This window comes from Sphingobacterium sp. UBA7625, from assembly GCF_002484085.1.
In the GTDB taxonomy this organism is placed as follows: domain Bacteria; phylum Bacteroidota; class Bacteroidia; order Sphingobacteriales; family Sphingobacteriaceae; genus Sphingobacterium; species Sphingobacterium athyrii.
In genome coordinates this window covers 109,152-128,157 of the sequence record NZ_DLJD01000051.1, presented here as the reverse complement: position 1 = coordinate 128,157, position 19,006 = coordinate 109,152, and the positions used below count along the sequence as shown (strand labels likewise).

General features: G+C 40.6%; 18 protein-coding genes. 9 read left to right on the top strand and 9 right to left on the bottom strand.

Going from position 1 to position 19,006, the window contains the following annotated elements; all coding sequences use genetic code 11:
• The first annotated feature begins 50 nt into the window (after nt 1–50).
• From B4G94_RS20775 to B4G94_RS20745, 7 genes are all read left to right on the top strand, one after another.
• The gene (locus B4G94_RS20775; protein WP_108634674.1) at nt 51–794 is read left to right on the top strand and encodes a DeoR/GlpR family DNA-binding transcription regulator; all 744 of its coding nucleotides are present in this window, start codon (nt 51–53) and stop codon (nt 792–794) included.
• Between the two features lie 23 nt (nt 795–817).
• Entirely contained in the window at nt 818–2,278 is a 1,461-nt protein-coding gene (locus B4G94_RS20770) for a lipopolysaccharide biosynthesis protein (RefSeq protein WP_286861647.1), read from the top strand.
• Nucleotides 2,279–3,151, top strand: coding sequence for a glycosyltransferase family 2 protein (locus tag B4G94_RS20765; protein WP_286861645.1), 873 nt, complete (start codon nt 2,279–2,281; stop codon nt 3,149–3,151).
• A 3-nt stretch (nt 3,152–3,154) separates the two neighbouring features.
• Nucleotides 3,155–4,069, top strand: coding sequence for a glycosyltransferase (locus B4G94_RS20760; RefSeq protein ID WP_286861642.1), 915 nt, complete (start codon nt 3,155–3,157; stop codon nt 4,067–4,069).
• A 2-nt stretch (nt 4,070–4,071) separates the two neighbouring features.
• The gene (locus B4G94_RS20755) at nt 4,072–4,827 is read left to right on the top strand and encodes a glycosyltransferase family 2 protein (RefSeq protein WP_286861640.1); all 756 of its coding nucleotides are present in this window, start codon (nt 4,072–4,074) and stop codon (nt 4,825–4,827) included.
• Entirely contained in the window at nt 4,827–5,042 is a 216-nt protein-coding gene (locus B4G94_RS20750) for a DUF3820 family protein (protein ID WP_046673143.1), read from the top strand. The genes B4G94_RS20755 and B4G94_RS20750 overlap by 1 nt, the downstream gene beginning before the upstream one ends.
• Nucleotides 5,043–5,132: 90 nt before the next feature.
• On the top strand, nt 5,133–6,119 hold the full coding sequence (locus B4G94_RS20745; RefSeq protein ID WP_286861636.1) for a rhodanese-related sulfurtransferase: 987 nt from the start codon (nt 5,133–5,135) through the stop codon (nt 6,117–6,119).
• 65 nt (nt 6,120–6,184) lie between these two features.
• On the opposite strand, the gene B4G94_RS20740 is transcribed toward B4G94_RS20745, so the two are convergent.
• From B4G94_RS20740 to trmB, 5 genes are all read right to left on the bottom strand, one after another.
• Nucleotides 6,185–6,862: a DUF937 domain-containing protein gene (locus B4G94_RS20740; RefSeq protein ID WP_286861633.1), complete on the bottom strand. Its 678-nt coding sequence runs from the start codon at nt 6,860–6,862 to the stop codon at nt 6,185–6,187.
• 127 nt (nt 6,863–6,989) lie between these two features.
• Nucleotides 6,990–8,249 (bottom strand): DUF5689 domain-containing protein, encoded by a 1,260-nt coding sequence (locus tag B4G94_RS20735; RefSeq protein ID WP_286861630.1) that lies wholly within the window; start codon nt 8,247–8,249, stop codon nt 6,990–6,992.
• A 3-nt stretch (nt 8,250–8,252) separates the two neighbouring features.
• Nucleotides 8,253–9,722, bottom strand: a complete 1,470-nt coding sequence (locus tag B4G94_RS20730) for a SusD/RagB family nutrient-binding outer membrane lipoprotein (protein ID WP_286861627.1) — start codon at nt 9,720–9,722, stop codon at nt 8,253–8,255.
• A gap of 11 nt (nt 9,723–9,733) precedes the next feature.
• Entirely contained in the window at nt 9,734–12,913 is a 3,180-nt protein-coding gene (locus tag B4G94_RS20725) for a SusC/RagA family TonB-linked outer membrane protein (protein ID WP_286861625.1), read from the bottom strand.
• A 725-nt stretch (nt 12,914–13,638) separates the two neighbouring features.
• Nucleotides 13,639–14,295, bottom strand: coding sequence for a tRNA (guanosine(46)-N7)-methyltransferase TrmB (gene trmB, locus B4G94_RS20720; RefSeq protein ID WP_286861622.1), 657 nt, complete (start codon nt 14,293–14,295; stop codon nt 13,639–13,641).
• 57 nt (nt 14,296–14,352) lie between these two features.
• Here trmB and fcl point away from each other — a divergent pair, with 57 nt between their 5' ends.
• On the top strand, nt 14,353–15,291 hold the full coding sequence (gene fcl / locus B4G94_RS20715; RefSeq protein WP_286861619.1) for a GDP-L-fucose synthase: 939 nt from the start codon (nt 14,353–14,355) through the stop codon (nt 15,289–15,291).
• On the opposite strand, the gene B4G94_RS20710 is transcribed toward fcl, so the two are convergent.
• The 3 genes from B4G94_RS20710 to B4G94_RS20700 all read right to left on the bottom strand — a co-directional run bounded on the left by B4G94_RS20710 (nt 15,288) and on the right by B4G94_RS20700 (nt 16,600).
• The gene (locus B4G94_RS20710; RefSeq protein WP_108634662.1) at nt 15,288–15,791 is read right to left on the bottom strand and encodes a hypothetical protein; all 504 of its coding nucleotides are present in this window, start codon (nt 15,789–15,791) and stop codon (nt 15,288–15,290) included. The genes fcl and B4G94_RS20710 overlap by 4 nt on opposite strands.
• Nucleotides 15,784–16,203, bottom strand: a complete 420-nt coding sequence (locus tag B4G94_RS20705; RefSeq protein WP_108634661.1) for a hypothetical protein — start codon at nt 16,201–16,203, stop codon at nt 15,784–15,786. Before B4G94_RS20705 ends, B4G94_RS20710 begins: the two co-directional genes overlap by 8 nt.
• Before the next feature lie 127 nt (nt 16,204–16,330).
• Nucleotides 16,331–16,600, bottom strand: a complete 270-nt coding sequence (locus B4G94_RS20700; protein WP_104383581.1) for a YtxH domain-containing protein — start codon at nt 16,598–16,600, stop codon at nt 16,331–16,333.
• Nucleotides 16,601–16,839: 239 nt separating this feature from the next.
• Between B4G94_RS20700 and B4G94_RS20695 the strand changes: the two genes are divergently transcribed.
• On the top strand, nt 16,840–18,384 hold the full coding sequence (locus B4G94_RS20695) for a YifB family Mg chelatase-like AAA ATPase (RefSeq protein ID WP_286861614.1): 1,545 nt from the start codon (nt 16,840–16,842) through the stop codon (nt 18,382–18,384).
• Here the strand turns inward: B4G94_RS20695 and B4G94_RS20690 are convergent.
• Nucleotides 18,381–19,004: a rhomboid family intramembrane serine protease gene (locus B4G94_RS20690; protein WP_286861611.1), complete on the bottom strand. Its 624-nt coding sequence runs from the start codon at nt 19,002–19,004 to the stop codon at nt 18,381–18,383. The two genes, B4G94_RS20695 and B4G94_RS20690, sit on opposite strands and share 4 nt — an antisense overlap.
• Between the last annotated feature and the right edge of the window lie 2 nt (nt 19,005–19,006).

The following is a 19,006-nucleotide window of genomic DNA, read 5'->3' as shown; positions in this document are numbered from 1 at the left end:
AACTGATTTTTTTCAATTAGTTTAGAAATTCCGATTAAAACCAAAGACCAATGTTAAAGGAAGAAAGACAAGCATTTATTATACATCAGATCAATCTACATAACAAAGTTTTATCTTCAGATTTAAGTGTTCAACTCAATGTATCCGAAGATACCATCCGACGTGACCTGAACGAGCTCGCAGAAAACGGCAAAGTTTTAAAAGTCTATGGTGGAGCACTCTCCAAGTCCTTTCAATTTCCTTTTCAGGATGGAAATGTCTACGCAAAAGAAGCGAAGAAAGAGATTGCAAAAAAGGCAAGCACTCTGATCTCCAATGGCATGACAGTACTTGTTGGCGGGGGAACGACCCTGATCGAGCTGGCGCGGACAATTCCGGATCATCTTCAATGTACGTTTTTTACCATCAGTCCACTAGTCGCATTGGAGCTCGCGGAGAAACCTAATCTCGAGGTGATCTTGGTCGGCGGAAAGCTTTCACGTAATACAAATATTGTGTCTGGCGCACAGGTAGCCAATGAATTAGCAGATTTAAAGGTAGACCTTTGTCTATTAGGAACCAATTCACTTTCTGTAGAAGACGGTGTTACTGACTCGGACTGGGAGGTGGTGCAGATCAAACGCGCAATGATCAAATGCTCCAAAAAGGTTGCTATACTCAGTATTGCGGAGAAACTTAATTCCGTTCAAAAAATGAAAGTAGTCCCCTTACGTGATATTTCTTATTTGATTACCGATATCAATCCGACCGATGTTTCCTTAAAAGAATTTGCGAATACAATTGCAATACTTTAATATTGCCGCTCATTTAATTTAGCATGTCATCGCAAACGGAAAATGACTCTTTAAAATCAAAAACAACAAAAGGACTGCTGTGGGGCGGCATGGCCAGTATTATCCAGCAGTTTTTGGGATTCGGTTTCGGCATCCTGCTAAACCGTAAACTGGAACCGGAGGATTATGGTTTAATCGGTTTGATTACAATTTTTTCTGTACTGGCGTCCGCTTTCCAAGAAAGTGGATTTATATATGGTATCGTCAACAAGAAAGAAGTGCAGCATAAAGATTATAATGCCGTATTCTGGACAAGTGTTGGAATAGGCACATTAATTTATATTGCATTATTCTTTGCGGCTCCCCTGATTGCTTTACATTACGATCAACCGATACTGGTTGATCTGAGCCGCTTCACCTTTCTTTCTTTTTGGCTAGGCAGTTTTGGGGTAGCCCACAATGCATATCTCTTCCGGAATTTAAAAATCAAAGAGAGAGTAATTACAGGGACGCTGGCCCTTATCGCATCCAACAGTATTGGAGTCTACTTAGCCTATCAGGACTATGCTTATTGGGCTTTTGCCGTTCAGATTGTCTCCTATAGTGGTTTCAATATGTTGGGCTTTTGGTATTTCTCCAAATTCAGGCCTAACTTTACCTTTGATTTCCAACCGATACGCGATATTTTCGGCTTTAGCAGCAAAATATTGGTTACCAATATATTCATCTATATCAATAAAAATGTCTATGCCGCTGTTCTTGGAACGCATTATACCGAAAAAGAGCTCGGCTATACGATAAATCCTAATAAATGGAGTCAAATGGCTCAGTCTATTTTGACCAATATGGTCAATAATGTCACACAGCCGATCCTGCGGGAAATCGAACATGAAAAAGATCGACAGGTAAGGGTATTTCGCAAACTCATCTCCTTTACAGCTTTCCTGGCTTTCCCAATGCTCTTTGGCTTAACCACGGTTGCACAAGATTTTATTGTAATAACGATCACGGAAAAATGGCTACAGAGCGCGATATTTCTTCAGATTTTCTGTATCGGTGCGGCTTTTGACTCAGTAAGCAATGTCTTCTCTAGCCTGATTATCAGCAAAGGGAAATCCCAGGTCTATATGCGCAATATCGTTGCTTTTGGTTTACTTCAAATTGCAATTTTAGTTTTTGGAAAATCACTGGGTATCGAAACGCTCATCGCATTGACCTCCGGATTAAACGCGCTATGGATATTTGTCTGGTACGCTTCGGCCAAACCCTATACGACCTATTCATTAGGCTATCTGATTCAGGATGTTTTTTCGTATGCTGTACTAGCCGCTATCAGCTGTTTGGCAGCACATTACGTCACTGCATCTATTGCCAACCTGTACCTTCGGTTTGCAAGTACTATTGCTGTCGCCGTATGTGCATATATCATCGTCAATAGAATCTTTAAGCCGAGTATTTTGCTTGAATTATTCAGCTATTTCATCACAGTTATCCGAAAAAAATAGATGGCCAGGATTCTCACCATAATCGTTTCTTATAATTTTGAACCCTGGATTCACAAGTGCTTACCCAGCTTGTTAGCATCAAGCCATCAAACGGATATCCTTGTTATAGATAATAACTCAAGGGATCATACTACTCATATCATCAAAGAAACTTATCCTACAGTCAGACTGATAGAAAGCTCCGAAAACCTCGGTTTTGGAAAGGCCAACAACATGGGGTTGGCCATCGCCCTGGAAGAAGATTATGATTACGCCTTTTTGGTCAATCAGGACGCCTGGATAGATCGGAACTGCATCGCCAACCTGATCAAGGTAAACACCACAAACATCGGAATTATTTCCCCCATCCACTATGATGGTACGGAGGAAAAACTCGACCATGGATTCTCAGTCTATACGAAGCATACACGGCTTGAAAACTCCCATCGAACCTGTTCATTCGTCAACGCTGCTTTTTGGTTGATACCAAAAGCTGTCATCAAAAAAGTAGGGGGGTTTTCTCCAATTTTCTTCCATTATGGAGAAGATAAAGATTATGCCAACCGCATCCATTATTATGGATTGAACTTTGTGTTGGCCGAAGATGCCAAGGCTTATCACGACAGACAGCAGCGCCAAGTAGATCGCAAAGCTTTTCTAAAGAGCGAATTCGTCTATCATCTGACAGAATATTGCAATATCAATTATACGTTCACAAAAGCTTTTTCGATGGCTATATTAGCGAGCGTAAAGAAAATGCTGTCTTCTTTAGGTAAAGGTCGTATTTTTGAAACAAGAAATTATTTCAATATTGCTCTTAGACTATTGGGTAAGACCGGAGCAGTCCGTGATACCCGTCAGGCTAATAAAAAAGCATTTAACAAAATTTTTTGATAGATGAACAGTCTTGCTCCAGTTTTACTCTTTGTGTATAATCGTCCGGCACATACGCTGAAGACACTCACAGCACTTGAGAAAAACCAGTATGCGGATCAGACGATCCTCTATATCTATTCGGATGCGGCCAAAGATGAGCGCGCGGTTGAGGCTGTGGATGAGGTCCGTAGGATTATTAAAAAACCCTGGCATTTTAAACAGATTAAAATTGTCGAAAGGGACAAAAACTGGAGCTTGGCCGCCAATGTCATCGATGGTGTCACCAAAGTCGTGCGGGAACATGGGCAGATTATCGTTTTAGAAGACGATCTTGAAACATCTTCATTTGCGCTTGATTATTTTAACAAGGCGCTAGACCGTTATCGGGAAGATCAACAGGTCATGCAGATCAGTGGCTATGGTTACCCGGTACAAAATCTGAATCAGCTTCCTGAAACATTTTTCTTTCGGGTAGCCAATAGCTGGGGCTGGGCAACATGGGATCGTGCGTGGCAACATTTTAACCCAGACATAGATGAGCTTGTTTCTGATTTTTCGGAGGAACATATTCACCAATTCAGTATTGAAGGAAAAGAGAACTTTTGGAAGCAAGTACAGGAACTTCGCAGTGGAAAGATCAATTCCTGGGCAATCCGTTGGTACGCTTCGGTATTCAAAAAAAATGGACTAGTTTTGTATCCGAGGAATTCGATGACACAGAATATCGGCAATGATGGTTCAGGCACCCATACGGCTGCAGAATCAACCTATCAGGTTACATTGGCTGATCATCCTGTAGTTTTTTTTCCAACAGAAATAGCGGAGAATAAGCAGGCCTATGATGCTATAAAATATTTCTATGCACATCGGAAAGGTTCTTTACTCAGGCGGGGCATCCGGTTCCTCAAGAAAAAAATTAACGAATTCAATAAATAGACATGGCTGCTCATCCAAAATTTTCAATTATCACTGTCGTTTACAATAATGTGCGGGATATTGAGCACACCATTACATCGGTTGTTAACCAGACTTACGACAATATTGAATACATCGTCATTGACGGGGAATCATCCGATGGTACATTGGCAGTTATCCATAAATATCAGGACAAAATTGCGGTTTTACTATCCGAAAAAGACAAGGGCATTTATGATGCAATGAACAAAGGCTTGGCTCTGGCGACAGGTGACTATGTTCTTTTTCTGAATTCGGGCGATGAAATATACGATCTCAATAGCATCGAAAACTTGGCGAAACTCAGTAATGATGCCGATATCCTCTACGGTGAAACCATTCTAATAGACGAGGATAGAAATATTATTGGTGAACGAAGACATAAAGTACCCGCAAATTTTGACTGGAAGAGCTTTCGCTATGGCATGAATATCTGTCATCAGGCGATCTATATCAAGCGAAGTATTGCAGAACCCTATGATCTCAATTACAAACTATGCGCGGATATAGATTGGGTCATCCGCTGTGCTAAGAAGGCAAATAAATCTGTTAATGCGCATCAATATGTAGCGCGTTATCTCGTCGGCGGGATGTCAAAACAGAAACATAAGGAGTCGCTAAAAGAACGCTTCGCCATCTTCAAACACTATTACGGTGCCATTCCCAACTTATTCAATCACGGAATCATCGCTTTAAAAGCGATCTGGCACCGCCTTAATTACGGTAACCCCCAAGACTAATGCTAAATCCTGAAATTCTCACTGAACTTGTAACAGTTAAAATGCCTTTTGGCAAATATCAAGGCTACACGTTGTGTAATCTCCCGGAACCCTATTTGGTCTGGTACAATCAAAAAGGATTTCCCAAGGGCAAATTAGGCCAACAACTGGCCACACTGTACGAGATCAAGCTAAATGGGCTAGAATACCTCCTGGAGCCTTTGAAGAAAAGGTGACGAAGGTCATTTTCATCCATTTATTATTTTTCGTAGCTTTGCAGTGAATTTTTGCATTAAACGCCGTTTGCAGCGGTATCAATGAATATCATGACACAATATCAAACATTGCTGTACTATTGTTACAGCCCTATCGAAAACGCAGAACAATTTGCGGCTGATCACCTTGAATTTTGTAAATCACTTGACTTAGTAGGACGTATCATCGTCGCTGACGAAGGCTTGAATGGTACTGTTTCGGGCACTACTGAAGCATGTCAGCAGTATATGGATGCAATTTATGCGGATGGTCGTTTTAACAAAACAGAATTTAAAATCGATCGTGTTGAAGAGCCCTCTTTTATCAAGATGCATTGCCGTTACAAAGCAGAAATCGTGCATTCCGGTTTAAGAGACCCTAAAGAAATCGATCCAAACCGCCAAACAGGCGTGCATCTGGAGCCAAAAGATTTCTTGGCGATGAAAGATCAGGAAGATGTCGTAGTATTGGATGTACGTTCAAACTACGAACATAGTGTAGGGCGCTTTAAAAATGCAGTGACCTTGGACATTGATAATTTCCGCGAGTTTCCAGAAAAGATCAAAGAACTGGAACAATATAGAGGAAAAAAAATATTGACGTATTGTACGGGCGGTATCAAATGTGAAAAAGCTTCTGCCTTATTATTAAAAGAAGGATTTGAAGATGTCTACCAATTACACGGCGGGATCATTAAATATGGCAAAGAAGCTGGTGGTGAAGATTTCGAAGGCCAATGTTATGTCTTTGACAATCGTGTCACAGTCGATGTCAATTCGGTCAATCCATCTGTGGTATCGACCTGCTTCAATTGTGGTAAACAGACGACCAAGATGATCAACTGTGCCAATCCGGTATGTAATGAGCATTTTACCCAATGTGATGAATGTGGCTGGGAAATGGACGGCTGTTGTTCGGATGCCTGTAAGGAAAGTCCGAATAAACGGGAATACGATGGAACAGGATACTATGTAAAGATACCACAACCTGTCAATGTAGACAAAATCAGCAAGAGAAAACATAAGAATTTCCCACCTAAAGTGAAGGTCGAAAATTAATTCTATAAAGCATAAAAAAGTCGGGAACTGTTCAGTTTCCGACTTTTTTATATTTTAAAATTACCTTACTTCGCAAACATTCCAGCGATTGAATCGAGGATATTTCCCTTGGATTGACCATCGTTACTTTTGTCAAAGAAACTACCAGCCAAACCACCCAACACGTCAGTCATACTCCCCCCTGCAGAAGCTTGTGGTGTTTCCTGTGCGGGCTCTTCTTGTCCACCACCTAAAAATGAACCAAGGATCCCCCCTAGCATACCACCGCCGGCACTTTGCCCTCCGCCGCCCAAAACAGAACCAATCAGATCACCAATGCCTCCACCGCTAGATGCTTGTTTTTGTTGACCTAGATATCCCATGACTATAGGCGCGAGTGTCGCTAAAACACCGGTTACCTGAGCAGAACTGATACCCGCTTTATCGGCAATATTCTGCGTCACCACTTCTGTATTTTGCCCAAACATATGGTTGACAATCTTGTTCCCGTCGTCAGATCCGCCCTGACCAAATAAATCACCTATTTTATCGAAGATACCGCCACCGCTATGTTGATCGATCGCTTTGTTGATGTTTTCCGATTGACCTTTGTTTTTCGCATTGTAATTCAATGCTGCGATCATTAAAGGAACGGCCGCTGCAACAATCCATTTTGCTTTGGATTCACTGACGCCTGTCATTTTAGAAATGGCTTCTATTGCTTTCGAGCCAACTCCGCCTGTAACTAAGTCTGTTAAGTTCATAAGTCTTCGTTTATAGTTACGATGAAGATAACGATTTTTTATGAAGAGTTTAGAAAATATATGCCAACAACAGAAAGCCCTGTGTAGTGAAGACTCCACAGGGCTTTTATAGGATCAACGATTCGATCTAATAGCTCTTATAGATCGCAATATCATCCAGACCTAGTCTTCCATTATTAATGACATTATTACTCGTTCCGAGACCGAGTTTAGTAACTCTGAAGCGAACAGCTCCTTGGACATTCATTAAGAATACAGCTTGCTTTGAATTCATACTCTGCGAAGTTGGATGTGCGTCAGCGATGGATTCACCTGTTTGTTTCCATGTTGCACCCTGATCCGTAGAATATTCCAGCTTAAACGTGCATGAACGATCTGTATAATATGAGCCATACCAAAGCGTCACTTTTGAAGCGCCATTTGGTACATCAAAATTCATCTGCACATGACCATCCACACTTAAATTCTGTTGCATGCGTATTGCATTTTTACCCGAGACAATACGGTCACGACCAGCAGTAGTACCCAATATTGCCTGATATAACTTCCATTGCCCAGTTGGGAAAGACACGTCATTCTTTTCACCCATATCGTAACTTCCTTTCACACTCGCGTCTACAGCATCAAAAGTCTCCGGCCATCCAGCATATAGTTTACCACTTGCATAAGCCATGTCGGAGTAGTCCTGCATTCGGATTTGCAGCTTATCCCCTTCTCTGAATGCTATTCCTCGGAAAGAGGCACTTGGGGCAATGGACTGTCCCGCAAATGTTGCATCGTCCTCGGTATGCAAGGTAATCTCATTTTTATCTCCATCCATCAAGATCTTATCGCCTTTTAAGGCTGTCCCGGTTGCAGGTTCCGGATCGACATCAGCCGTAACATCAATGTAAGTTGATTCAAATTCGTCGAATTTCGCTTTAAGATTCGCGACCGATACGGCTAGCGGGGCAACATTCCTATTCGAAGCAAAGACATTGACCTGTTGATTATTCACTGCAGATAAAACCATTAGACCAGATTTTTTGACCAATTTTGCACCATCAATATTGATCTGAACAGAATCACCAAATTTAAAGCTTGAAGCATCAGTGACTTCAACCAATATTCCTCTTCGTTGGTTTCGCCAGATATTCTGAACGGCAATGGTATTTTCGGGCAAGTTCTTATTCTCCGCACGTGAGACCACAAGTGCTTTAACATACTTTGCACCCAATGCACTGGATTCGTTAAGCTGCAAATCCGTGTTCTTATAGAGGCTACGTAATGTATACAATGATATTTCAGGATTTAATTCTCCGATAGACTCATTGATATCTTCTTTACAGCCTGTCAGGAGCGTTGACATCGCCAACGCAGTCCATATTACTAACTTTAACTTTTTCATGAACTAGTTGATTGAAGGTTGCCACCACATTTTTTCGTTGATTCCATCCCCGCCCATACGACTGACAGCTTCTTGGTAATTTTCTCTGTTAAGAGACTGAACAATAATTGGATAATTTAACCTAATCGGCATTTTTCCATTATTTAATAAGCCAGGACCTTTGTACAGATCCAATAGTTGCGTTCGACGGTATTCATACCATTGTTGAAAATCAGTAAACATCATGGCAAAATACTTTTGTAGATGTACTTTTTTTAGTTTTTCAGTTTCGGGATCAGTGCTGAAAAAAGCTACTTTTGGATTTGTTAGATAAGTTTCCGGTGCTATTGTTCCCCAAAATTCCATAGCTGCATTTACACCCTTTAAATTTGCGGCTGAAGCATCGACATTAGCATAACCTCTGATGCCACATTCGGCGATAATAAATTGCAATTCGGCATAATTCATGATATTCCCCATACGAGCCTCAGATTTTAAGGCGAGTTGCAGTGTTGATTGAATCTCAGGGACATTACCTCTTCTGTAGCCTGACTGCATACCGCCATATACGCCTAAGGTAGCCTCCGTAGCCCATATCTTAAGACGTGGATCACCAAGGTCCATAAGATTATTAATCAAAAATTCAGCATAGCCTTTTGAACGGTTAAAATCGAGATCCCGCATTGTGAAATTGGGATTCATATACGGCTGCACATTGGTATAATACAATGCCGCTGTTTCGGCGTTACTTTGCATAATTGGATATTCAGCTGCATTGGTTTCTAATATCTCCTTGATCTTTACAATAGCATTCGTTTCCGTTTTATGTGCAACCCGCAAAAGTAACCGCAAATACAAGGAATTTCCAAATTTGCGCCATTTTTCCGGATCGGAATTATAAATTGGATCCATTGCCGTGTTGGCCGACTCAACCGCCACCTTCTCTTTCAATAAGCCGTTGGCTTCCTCCAGTTTTCGGAAAATATCCTTATAGATATCCTCCTGTTTATCAAATTTTGGCGTGAGATTATTCTCGGAAAAACCTTTGTTACTATCAAAATAAGGCACATCACCATACATGTCGGTGATAAGTGAACTCACCCAGGCATCCAGTATCAGGGAGATTCCCTGATATGTTTGATAACCTTTCTGTTGACCGGCAAGTGCTTTTTGGTACATATCTCGGATATTGGTCAATTGCACATACCAGCCGGACCAGCTTGACTCTGATTCAGATGGCCTAATCTCATAGCGCTGTATTTCCAAATTATCGTTTACGGTAACCGTAACCTGCATCAATTCATTGTTAATCCGTAAATTGCGCGATAGATTAGTGCTCAGCAGACTGACCAATGCGGGAGCTAATAGGCTCTGGGGGGCCGCTGCCGCAACGGCATTGGGATTGGTATTCTTTTCTACAAAATCCTTGGTACAGCTTTGGAATGCCAAACTTCCAAGCATCAGTAGACTTGCTATACGAATATGTTTCTTCATAATGTCAATAGTTAAAATGAAAACGATAGATTTACGCCCATTGTCCGCGTCGAAGGAAACTGAGCTATTTCAGCTCCTTTTTCAATACCACTGGAAGTCAAAGAAGCGAACTCTGGATCAAAAGCCGGCCATTTAGTAAAAACGAACAGATCCCGCCCATATACACCAATAGATGCTTTTTCAATTTTGTAACGGCTTAAAAAAGATTTGGGCAATGCGTAGTCCAAACGCACTTCTCTGAGTTTAATAAAGTCTGTTGAGAATGTATTGGACTCAATATTATCACGGTTGAAATGTCTGGCATAGTAATCACCGGCTTCTGCAACCACTGTATTTTTGCTATAGCTGCCATCCGGATTCCGCACAACACCGTCACCGATAATTCCATTATACCGTCCGGGTAGCGTTTTCTTCAACTTTCCTTCCTCCATTAACACCGCATGTGTCAATGAATAACCTACACCACCAAACTGTCCGTCAAATAAAAAATTAAATCGGAAACCTTTATATTTAAATTCATTCCCCCAACCGAATTTCGTCGTTGGATTGGGATTGCCGATATAGATATTATCTTGAGTCAATAGAGGAACGCCACCCTCGTAAACGATCTTTCCCTCGGAGTTTCTTTCATAACCTAAACCCCAAATATCTCCAAATCGACGATCAGGAATTGCGACAACTGAACCTCGACTACCAAACAAGGTCGACAGCACAAGCTGCCCTTCGAAAGCAGCAGGAATAGACAACACCTTAGAATCGTAATGGGTAAAGTTTCCATACATATTCCAGTTCAGCTTATCTTGGCTTTTCAATATATCCCCCGATAAAGCGATCTCAATCCCCTTACTTCGAACTTCTCCTGCATTGGTATATCGGAGCCGATATCCACTTGACGGATCCACAGGAGGCTTAATCAGCTGTTTATCAGTGGTAGTACTATATACGGTAAGATCTAGCTTAATCCGGTCTTTAAACATTCGAAAATCTGTTCCCAATTCATAGGAAGTTGTACGCTCTGGTTGTAAGTTCTCATCAGGCACCGTTGTCGGGTTAGTAAGCCCGCCATTAAACCCAATCGCGCTTTGATACGCATAGGAATTTCCATAGGGCTCTGTACCACCGCCACCGACCCCAGCTATGGAAGCCCGTAATTTCCAATAGTTGATTGATTTTGGCAGTTCAAAAATCTGGCTTAAGATAAAACTCGTGTTAACAGATGGATAAAAGAACCAGGCAACCTCATTTCTCTTTGGTGAGGCTAGCGTACTCGCCCAGTCTACCCGACCTGTAAAATCAATAAAGTACTTTTCCTTGTAACTATAATTGGCCAAACCATACACACTATGTATGGCATATTCTTCCCGATAAGGATCATAAAGTACTCTTTCACGTGCATTAGCAAAATTATACTGATTTGGATAAAGTAAACTATTTGCCTTTGCATCATCCTTAATATACTTCCTATTTATTAAAGCCCCACCTGCGGAAATACCAAAACGGTGATCTTGCAACCGCTGGTTATTGTACTGCATAAGGAAGTCTGAATTCCGCTCTTCGGCATAGATAGACTGTTCGCGATAGTAACCGAAAGCATATTTATTTGTATCAAAGGGTCTTGACTGCTTACGTTTATCATACCCCATATCAATTCCTGTCCGGAGCATCAAGCTCAGCTCATTGGTAAATTTATAATCCAATTGCACATTTCCGATCAGATTATTTTTATTTTGCGCATTCACCATATCGTAGGATATTGTTCTTGGATTATCTAACAAGCCCGAGAATGGTGTCATTTGTTCAATTCCCTCTTTGCCTGGAATCCAATTTTGATCTAACCATGCGGCATCTATGTTAGGGGTGATACCACGGACAAAATACATATAGCTTTGGTTATTATAGCCACTATTGGGTAGGTTATCCGATCCTCTATTATTAAAGTTAATCTTCGTGGATAAACTCAATTTATCTGTAATTTTATTACTAAACTGCATTGCAATGGTGTGGCGATTATAGCCCATATTGGGGATAATCCACTTATTCCTTACATTGGTATAGGAAAAACGGGCTGTTGTTTTCTCCGTAGACCCTGAAACACTAATGGAATTTGTTGAAGTCAGTTCCGTTTGGAACAGGTCTTTTCGGTTATTTTCATACGGGCGCCACAGCGTACGTTCCGCAGGGGTTAGTCTATAATTAGCAGGATCGTATTGGTAAAAGTATTGGCCATCAAATTTTGGCCCCCAGGCAGAAGAAGTACTCAAGGTACTTGCACCATCTTCCGATTGTCCGTAAGAATAATACAAGTCTTGTCCAACGACACCCTGCCCATATTCATATTGATAATCGGGCCATCGATTAATGGTTCCGATAGCTGTATTCGAATTGACGGTAACCCCGATTCTATTTTGTATCCCCTTTCCTTTTTTTGTTGTAATAATGACCGCGCCATGGGCACCACGATACCCATATAGTGCTGCGGCGCCCGGCCCCTTCAAAACCGAAACCGATTCGATATCCTCAGGATTAATATCGGCCAAAGATGATCCAAAATCTACAGGTGAATCAGCATCCAAATAATTAGAATTGCCTGTTCCCGTCATTGTGACTCCTCCCCCCATAATTATTCCATCCACGACAATCAAGGCATCATTTTGACCTGTCAGGGACGTTTCGCCACGTAGGATAACTTTATTAGACCCCAATGGTCCTGCACCAGATTTAACCAGATTCAAGCCAGCGACCTTACCCGTCAACGCATCTGTCCAGTTGTTAGAAATCGCATTTGTCAATTCCTCCCCTTTTACCGTACTAATGGAATAACCCAGCGCTTTTTCTTCTCGTTGGATACCTAATGCTGTGACAACGACTTCATTCAGTGCCTCAGAGGTAACATTTAACGCAATCTGAGCATCCGGCTGTGCTGTTGCAAAGCTCTTCGTGTGTGACTCATAGCCAATTAATTGAAAACGGATCGAAGCACCCGCTTCAACCTCGATTTCAAAATGACCCGTTCGATCGGTCGTCCCTTTAGGTACTCCCCCCACCAGGATAGATACCGATGCCAAAGGTTCCTTTGTCTGATTATCTACGACTTTTCCTTTTACCTTAATCTTGGTTTGATTAAACGAATGTACAGCTTCGCCATGCTTTATTGAAGCTGCTGTTGCGGTAAGATCCATATTGCCTGCCATCGCCAACGCTATGAAGAGCAATTTTGAGGAGGAGTGCCTCAGATTAATTTGGATAGGGTTAATACTAAACATAGATATGAATGTGGATTGTAATTTTTCAATTTGGCACAAAAATATATTCTTAACAAAAAGTTAGTTTTAATTTAATGTTTTCTTTGTGTTAAGAATTGTTTCGAATTAGATTTTCTTTTGAAAATACAACAATCTTTTTGAATATTGTTTTATATATCAAAAGGGTCTAATTAGCTCCAAATTGCAATTATCAGGTTCAAATAAAATTGTTAGTTCTGGTTATTGTTTATTATACAATCGAAAATAATTAATATTTCCCAAAAAACGAAATAAATCGAAATTATTTAAAAGAAAACAATCCAATAAAAAACTAGCCCTCAGCGGATTGCATAGCAAGGAAACACAACAAAAGAAAAAAAACTGCGATTGGCACTCAAAGCAAACTCCCAGCCACACATTTTAAATCCACTAAGGTTGGCTAAATTACATGCTTACAATACTATATTGATACTACATCAATACTGTACCAACACTACAATTATATTTCAATGTAGCAGCAGGGTGAGATAATATTATTCTATACAAATAAGGTGTACAAATATCAATGAGGTTTAAATTCTAGGAGCTAAATTACTGATACATTTTACTCCGGCTAAAAAACAACAAAGCCCAAACTTTCGTTTGGGCTTTCTATTATAATTAAAACTTTGACGTTAACGCTTCTCAAAGCTCCATTTTACATAGTTTATATTCTTATCGTCCGCCAGGTACTTTTTCTCATAGTACGTCTTGATTGATAAAACATTATCGACTAAGTCCGAGCGATACAAATCTGTTGTCTCTTTATATTTCTTCAAGTTTTGTAGCTCTATTTGCTCCAGGGTATACGCATAGAAGCCATCATTATCTGTCTTCAGATTCATCATTCCTTCTGGCTTCATGACAATCTTATAACGGTCTAAAAATTTAGGACCTGTCAAGCGTTTCTTTTCGCGACTGTCCTGCGGCTGTGGATCCGGAAAGGTAATCCAAATTTCATCAATTTCATTTTCGGCAAAGTGTTCAAGAAGTGTCTCAATCTGAATCCGTAAAAATGCGACATTCTTGATACCATCTTCCAATGCAGTTTTTGCGCCACGCCAAATACGATTGCCCTTAAAATCAATACCGATAAAGTTCTTATCCGGAAACATGCGCGCCAAGTTCACCGTATATTCCCCTTTACCACAGGCAAGTTCCAAAACAACCGGATTTGTATTTCCAAATTGCTTCTCCGCCCATTTTCCTTTATATTCTTTGCCGGCATCGAGCTGGATGACATTCTCAAAAGTCGCTACTTCGGCAAATTTACGTAGTTTATCCTTTCCCATTTTTTAATTAATATCCCGCAAAAATAACCTTATATTTGCAGGAATCAATATCTTATCGTGGAAAAAAACGCTAAAATTTACGTAGCAGGCCATCGAGGAATGGTCGGATCAGCAATATATCGCAAATTAACAGAACTGGGGTACAACAACATCGTGACCCGTACGTCTCAAGAACTTGATCTGCGCAATCAACAAGCGGTTGCTGATTTTTTCAACGAAGAGAAACCTGATTATGTCTTCTTGGCAGCGGCTAAAGTCGGTGGAATCATGGCGAATAACACCTATCGCGCGGACTTCATCTACGAAAATATGGCAATACAGAATAACGTCATTAAGTCCTCCTATGATAATGAAGTTACAAAATTGATGTTTTTAGGTTCGAGTTGCATTTACCCCAAAATGGCCCCACAGCCTTTAAAAGAGGATCTGTTATTGACAGGCACGCTTGAGCCCACCAATGAGCCTTACGCCATCGCCAAAATAGCTGGTATTAAAATGGCCGAAGCCTTTCGTGACCAATATGGCTGCAACTTTATATCAGTGATGCCAACCAACCTATATGGTATCAACGATAATTATCATCCGCAAAACTCGCATGTCCTACCGGCCCTGATCCGTAGATTTCATGAAGCTAAGGTAAACAACCTGGATGAAGTTGTTATCTGGGGTACCGGAACTCCCCTAAGGGAATTTCTTTTTTCAGATGATCTGGCTGATGCCTGTGTCTTCCTAATGAATAATTATAACGAAAAACAGTTTGTTAATATCGGTATTGGCGAAGATCTCAGCATAAAAGATCTTGCCGAGTTAATTAAAGAAGTTATCGGATATAAAGGCAGTATCTCATTTGATAGCAGTAAACCTGACGGAACACCACGCAAATTAATGGATGTATCTAAATTACATGCATTAGGCTGGAAACATAAAATCAATCTTCGCGAGGGAATTAAATTAGCTTATGCTGACTTCCTGAAAAAAGAAGAAACGGATTCTTAATAGGTCTCGCTATAGGAAGGAATACCATATTCGTTGACTTCATCTTTCAGCGGAACTTCTCCTTCAATTTGTGAGCCTTTCTTTTTCTTCTTTTTGGGACGGATAAAGTTAGTGAGCTTACTGATTAAACCACTGATTTTATCCTGATTGATCTGACCGACAGCCCGCTCAGACAACAACAGCATCAGCGCCTTTTTTAGTACGCCTGTGTTTTTCAGAAAAAGTCTGTTCATAATAAAAGGAACACCTATACGCAGGGTTTTTGTCAGCCAATCCGAATCGGGATTATTGCTTTTCGCAAATAATTGTTGAACGATGTTTACTCCGGGAATATTATTTTTTAATGAATTGAAAAATCGGACCGGAGCTTCAATCTTATTGTTAAACAAGGTAAATTGTGCTTTCAAGTAAGCTTCCTGTTCGTTTTTAAGTTCTTTCAAACGAGCAATTTCTTCCTTAAGCTCTTGTAAATTGCGTATTTTCGTCTGCTTATTATTCATTTGTAGCCCCTTCTCTATCAAATTTTTCCTTTTTTTTCAAGTCTTCCTCTTCTTCCTCGATTTCATCATTCCATTTGGCCAAAAAGCGGCGGATAGAAAGATCCATAAACTTCGACTCCAAGGCGGGTTCAAAAATTCGTATGATCACGATAATCACCATAAAAATACCCGCTGTTGCCAAGAATCCCAATGAATAGCTTCCTAATAGTTCACCTAGCCAAAACCCCAATGCTAAACATAAAAAAAAGATAACAAACAAAGTAAAGATTAATTTGGTCGCATCTACTACTAAACTAGCAATCAGGCGCGATGAACGCTCGATTGTCTTCAATTTAACAAGCTTAAACTGGGAATCTACGTACTCCTTGGTTTTCTGGAAAGTACCACTAAGTGAAAATTTTTCTTCTTCCATTCATCTTAAATTTATGTAGGCTATCTCAAAAGTCCAATATAACTTTTTGATTATCTAAATTCAGTCTTTTGAAATAGCCTATAATGCTATGTATTTCACCAAATCATCCCAAAGGACAACTTGCACTCTATGCATGCTCGATGATATCATCGTCTACAATCTCCTCGGCCTGATTTAATTTACCTTTTAAGGTGGAGACAATTTTTTCCTTAAATTCATTCAACTGATCGAATTGTTCTTCAGCTCTCTCACGAATAGCATCACTCAAATCGCTTAATGAATCATTGATCTTATCTCTTGTATCTGATCCCTTATCCGGAGCAAATAAAACTCCCAAAGCTGCACCCGCAGCAAGACCTGCCAACAACGCCAAAGCTACTTTACTTGTGTCATTCATTTCTTTTTCGTTTTAAAGTTCTAATTCTATTATACGATGAATCTAGTCTTCGATAATAATACAATTTATAAAGCAAATCGTTTGCCAAATACCGCATTTTATCCATTATTTACTAGAATCTATCCAATTACAATATAGTCATTTTCCAACAATTCCCTATCGATTTACAATAATTCGTCAAAGCATTATTATTTATAATTTAATATTTAGTATCTTTAAATCAACCGATTACAAAATTCATGTTGAACAAAACCTATTGTAGTGCCGTCTATGGAATAGAGGCGTGTACCATTACCGTTGAGGTCGTAGTTTCTACAGGACTACATTATTATATCGTCGGACTTCCTGACAATGCTGTCAAAGAAAGTCTCAGACGCATTGAAAGTGCCATTACTTCCTGTCAACTTCACATGCCACGGCAAAAAATTGTGGTCAACTTGGCACCAGCTGACATCAGGAAAGAAGGTTCCGGCTATGATTTATCTATCGCGGTCGGTATACTAGCCTCCTCCGGACAGTTAATAAACAATCTGTTGGAACATTACCTGATCTTAGGCGAATTGTCTCTAGATGGCAGTATAAAACCCGTCAGAGGTGTCTTATCCATCGCCTTGCAAGCATTAAATGATGGATTTAAAGGAATCATACTTCCTCAGCAAAATGCGCTGGAAGCCGCCATCGTTACTGGAATTGATGTGATCGCTGTCGAAAACCTCAGCGATGTGGTCCAGTTTCTCAATAATTCGAAAAATATTGTTCCAACCAAAGTCGACATCCAATCCTTCTTTCACACCGAAACAAATAGATATGATGTTGACTTTTCGGATGTTCGTGGACAGGAAAATATTAAAAGAGCTTTAGAAATAGCCGCCGCCGGAGGACATAATGTCATTTTAATAGGTCCACCGGGAGCGGGAAAGACCATGCTCGCAAAAAGGTTACCGACGATTCTACCACCGCTTAATATAGCCGAATCGCTGGAAACAACCAAAATTCATTCTGTTTCGGGGAATCTCAAAGCTAAAGATGCTCTACTGACGATTCGGCCATTTCGAGCACCGCATCATACCATCTCTGATGTCGCCATGGTCGGTGGTGGCTCTAATCCACAACCTGGAGAGATCTCCTTGTCGCATCACGGCGTACTATTTCTGGATGAGCTTCCCGAATTTAAACGAAGTGTCCTTGAAGTCATGAGACAGCCACTGGAATCCCGAAACATCAACATATCCCGGGCAAAATTATCCATCGATTATCCGGCCAGCTTCATGTTAATAGCGGCAATGAACCCTTGTCCCTGTGGGTACTTTAACCATCCCGAAAAGGAATGTATCTGCGGCAGCAATACCGTTCAGCGGTATTTAAGTAAAATATCAGGTCCTTTGTTGGATCGCATCGATCTGCATGTAGAAGTCACACCTGTGCAATTTGAAGAATTGAGTGCCTCCCGTCCTATTGAAAACAGTCTGATGGTTCGTAATCGTGTCATTCAGACAAGAGAGATCCAGAAACAACGATTTGAATCCTATCACGATATTCATTGTAATGCGCATATGAGCACAAAACTTACCCGAGCGATCTGTCAGATCGGTGAATCACAAAAGCAATTACTTAAAACAGCCATTGACCGCTTGAATCTTTCTGCACGGGCTTACGATCGAATATTAAAAGTAGCCCGTACTATTGCAGACATGGAAAATAGCTCTTCAATAGAAAATCATCATCTTGCGGAAGCTATTCAGTATAGGAATTTAGACAAAGAAACCTGGGGCGGGAAATTTTAAAACTGCGCTAAGCAATGTTTGATGACCCAGGGAAAACAGATGATCGTTAGAATCAATCCGGATAATGCGCCATAGAAATGCGCATCATGATTAATCCCGTCCTGAGCCTTTTTGGAGGCCCAGATGCAATACCCCAAAAACAGGAAAGCAAATAAATAGGCGGGCATTGGAATAATCATCATCACACCGATAGTCATCTTTGGATTAAAGAGGATGTAACTGAATAAAACAGCACAGATCGCTCCCGAAGCCCCCAAACTATAATAACCATAATTATTTTTCTGCTGAATAATGGTTGGAATGTCACTCAGCAGCAGACTGCCTAAATAGATAACAGCGAAGAGAAGATGTCCATAGACGCTTGCCTGTGCCAGCATCTGCTCCAACCCGAATGCGAAATAATAAAAAGTGATCATATTGAACAGCAGGTGCCCCCAGTCTTTATGGATAAAACCACTTGTCAGGATAGTGTACAAGCGTTTTTTGCGCGCGATACTATACGGATGGAGCATTAATTTACCATAAAGCTGCTCATGAGAAAAGGTATATATACTCGTTGCAAGCGTAAAAAAGAAAATGACACTCGCTACGGGAGTTTGTTGTAAATAGTAAGTCAACATGG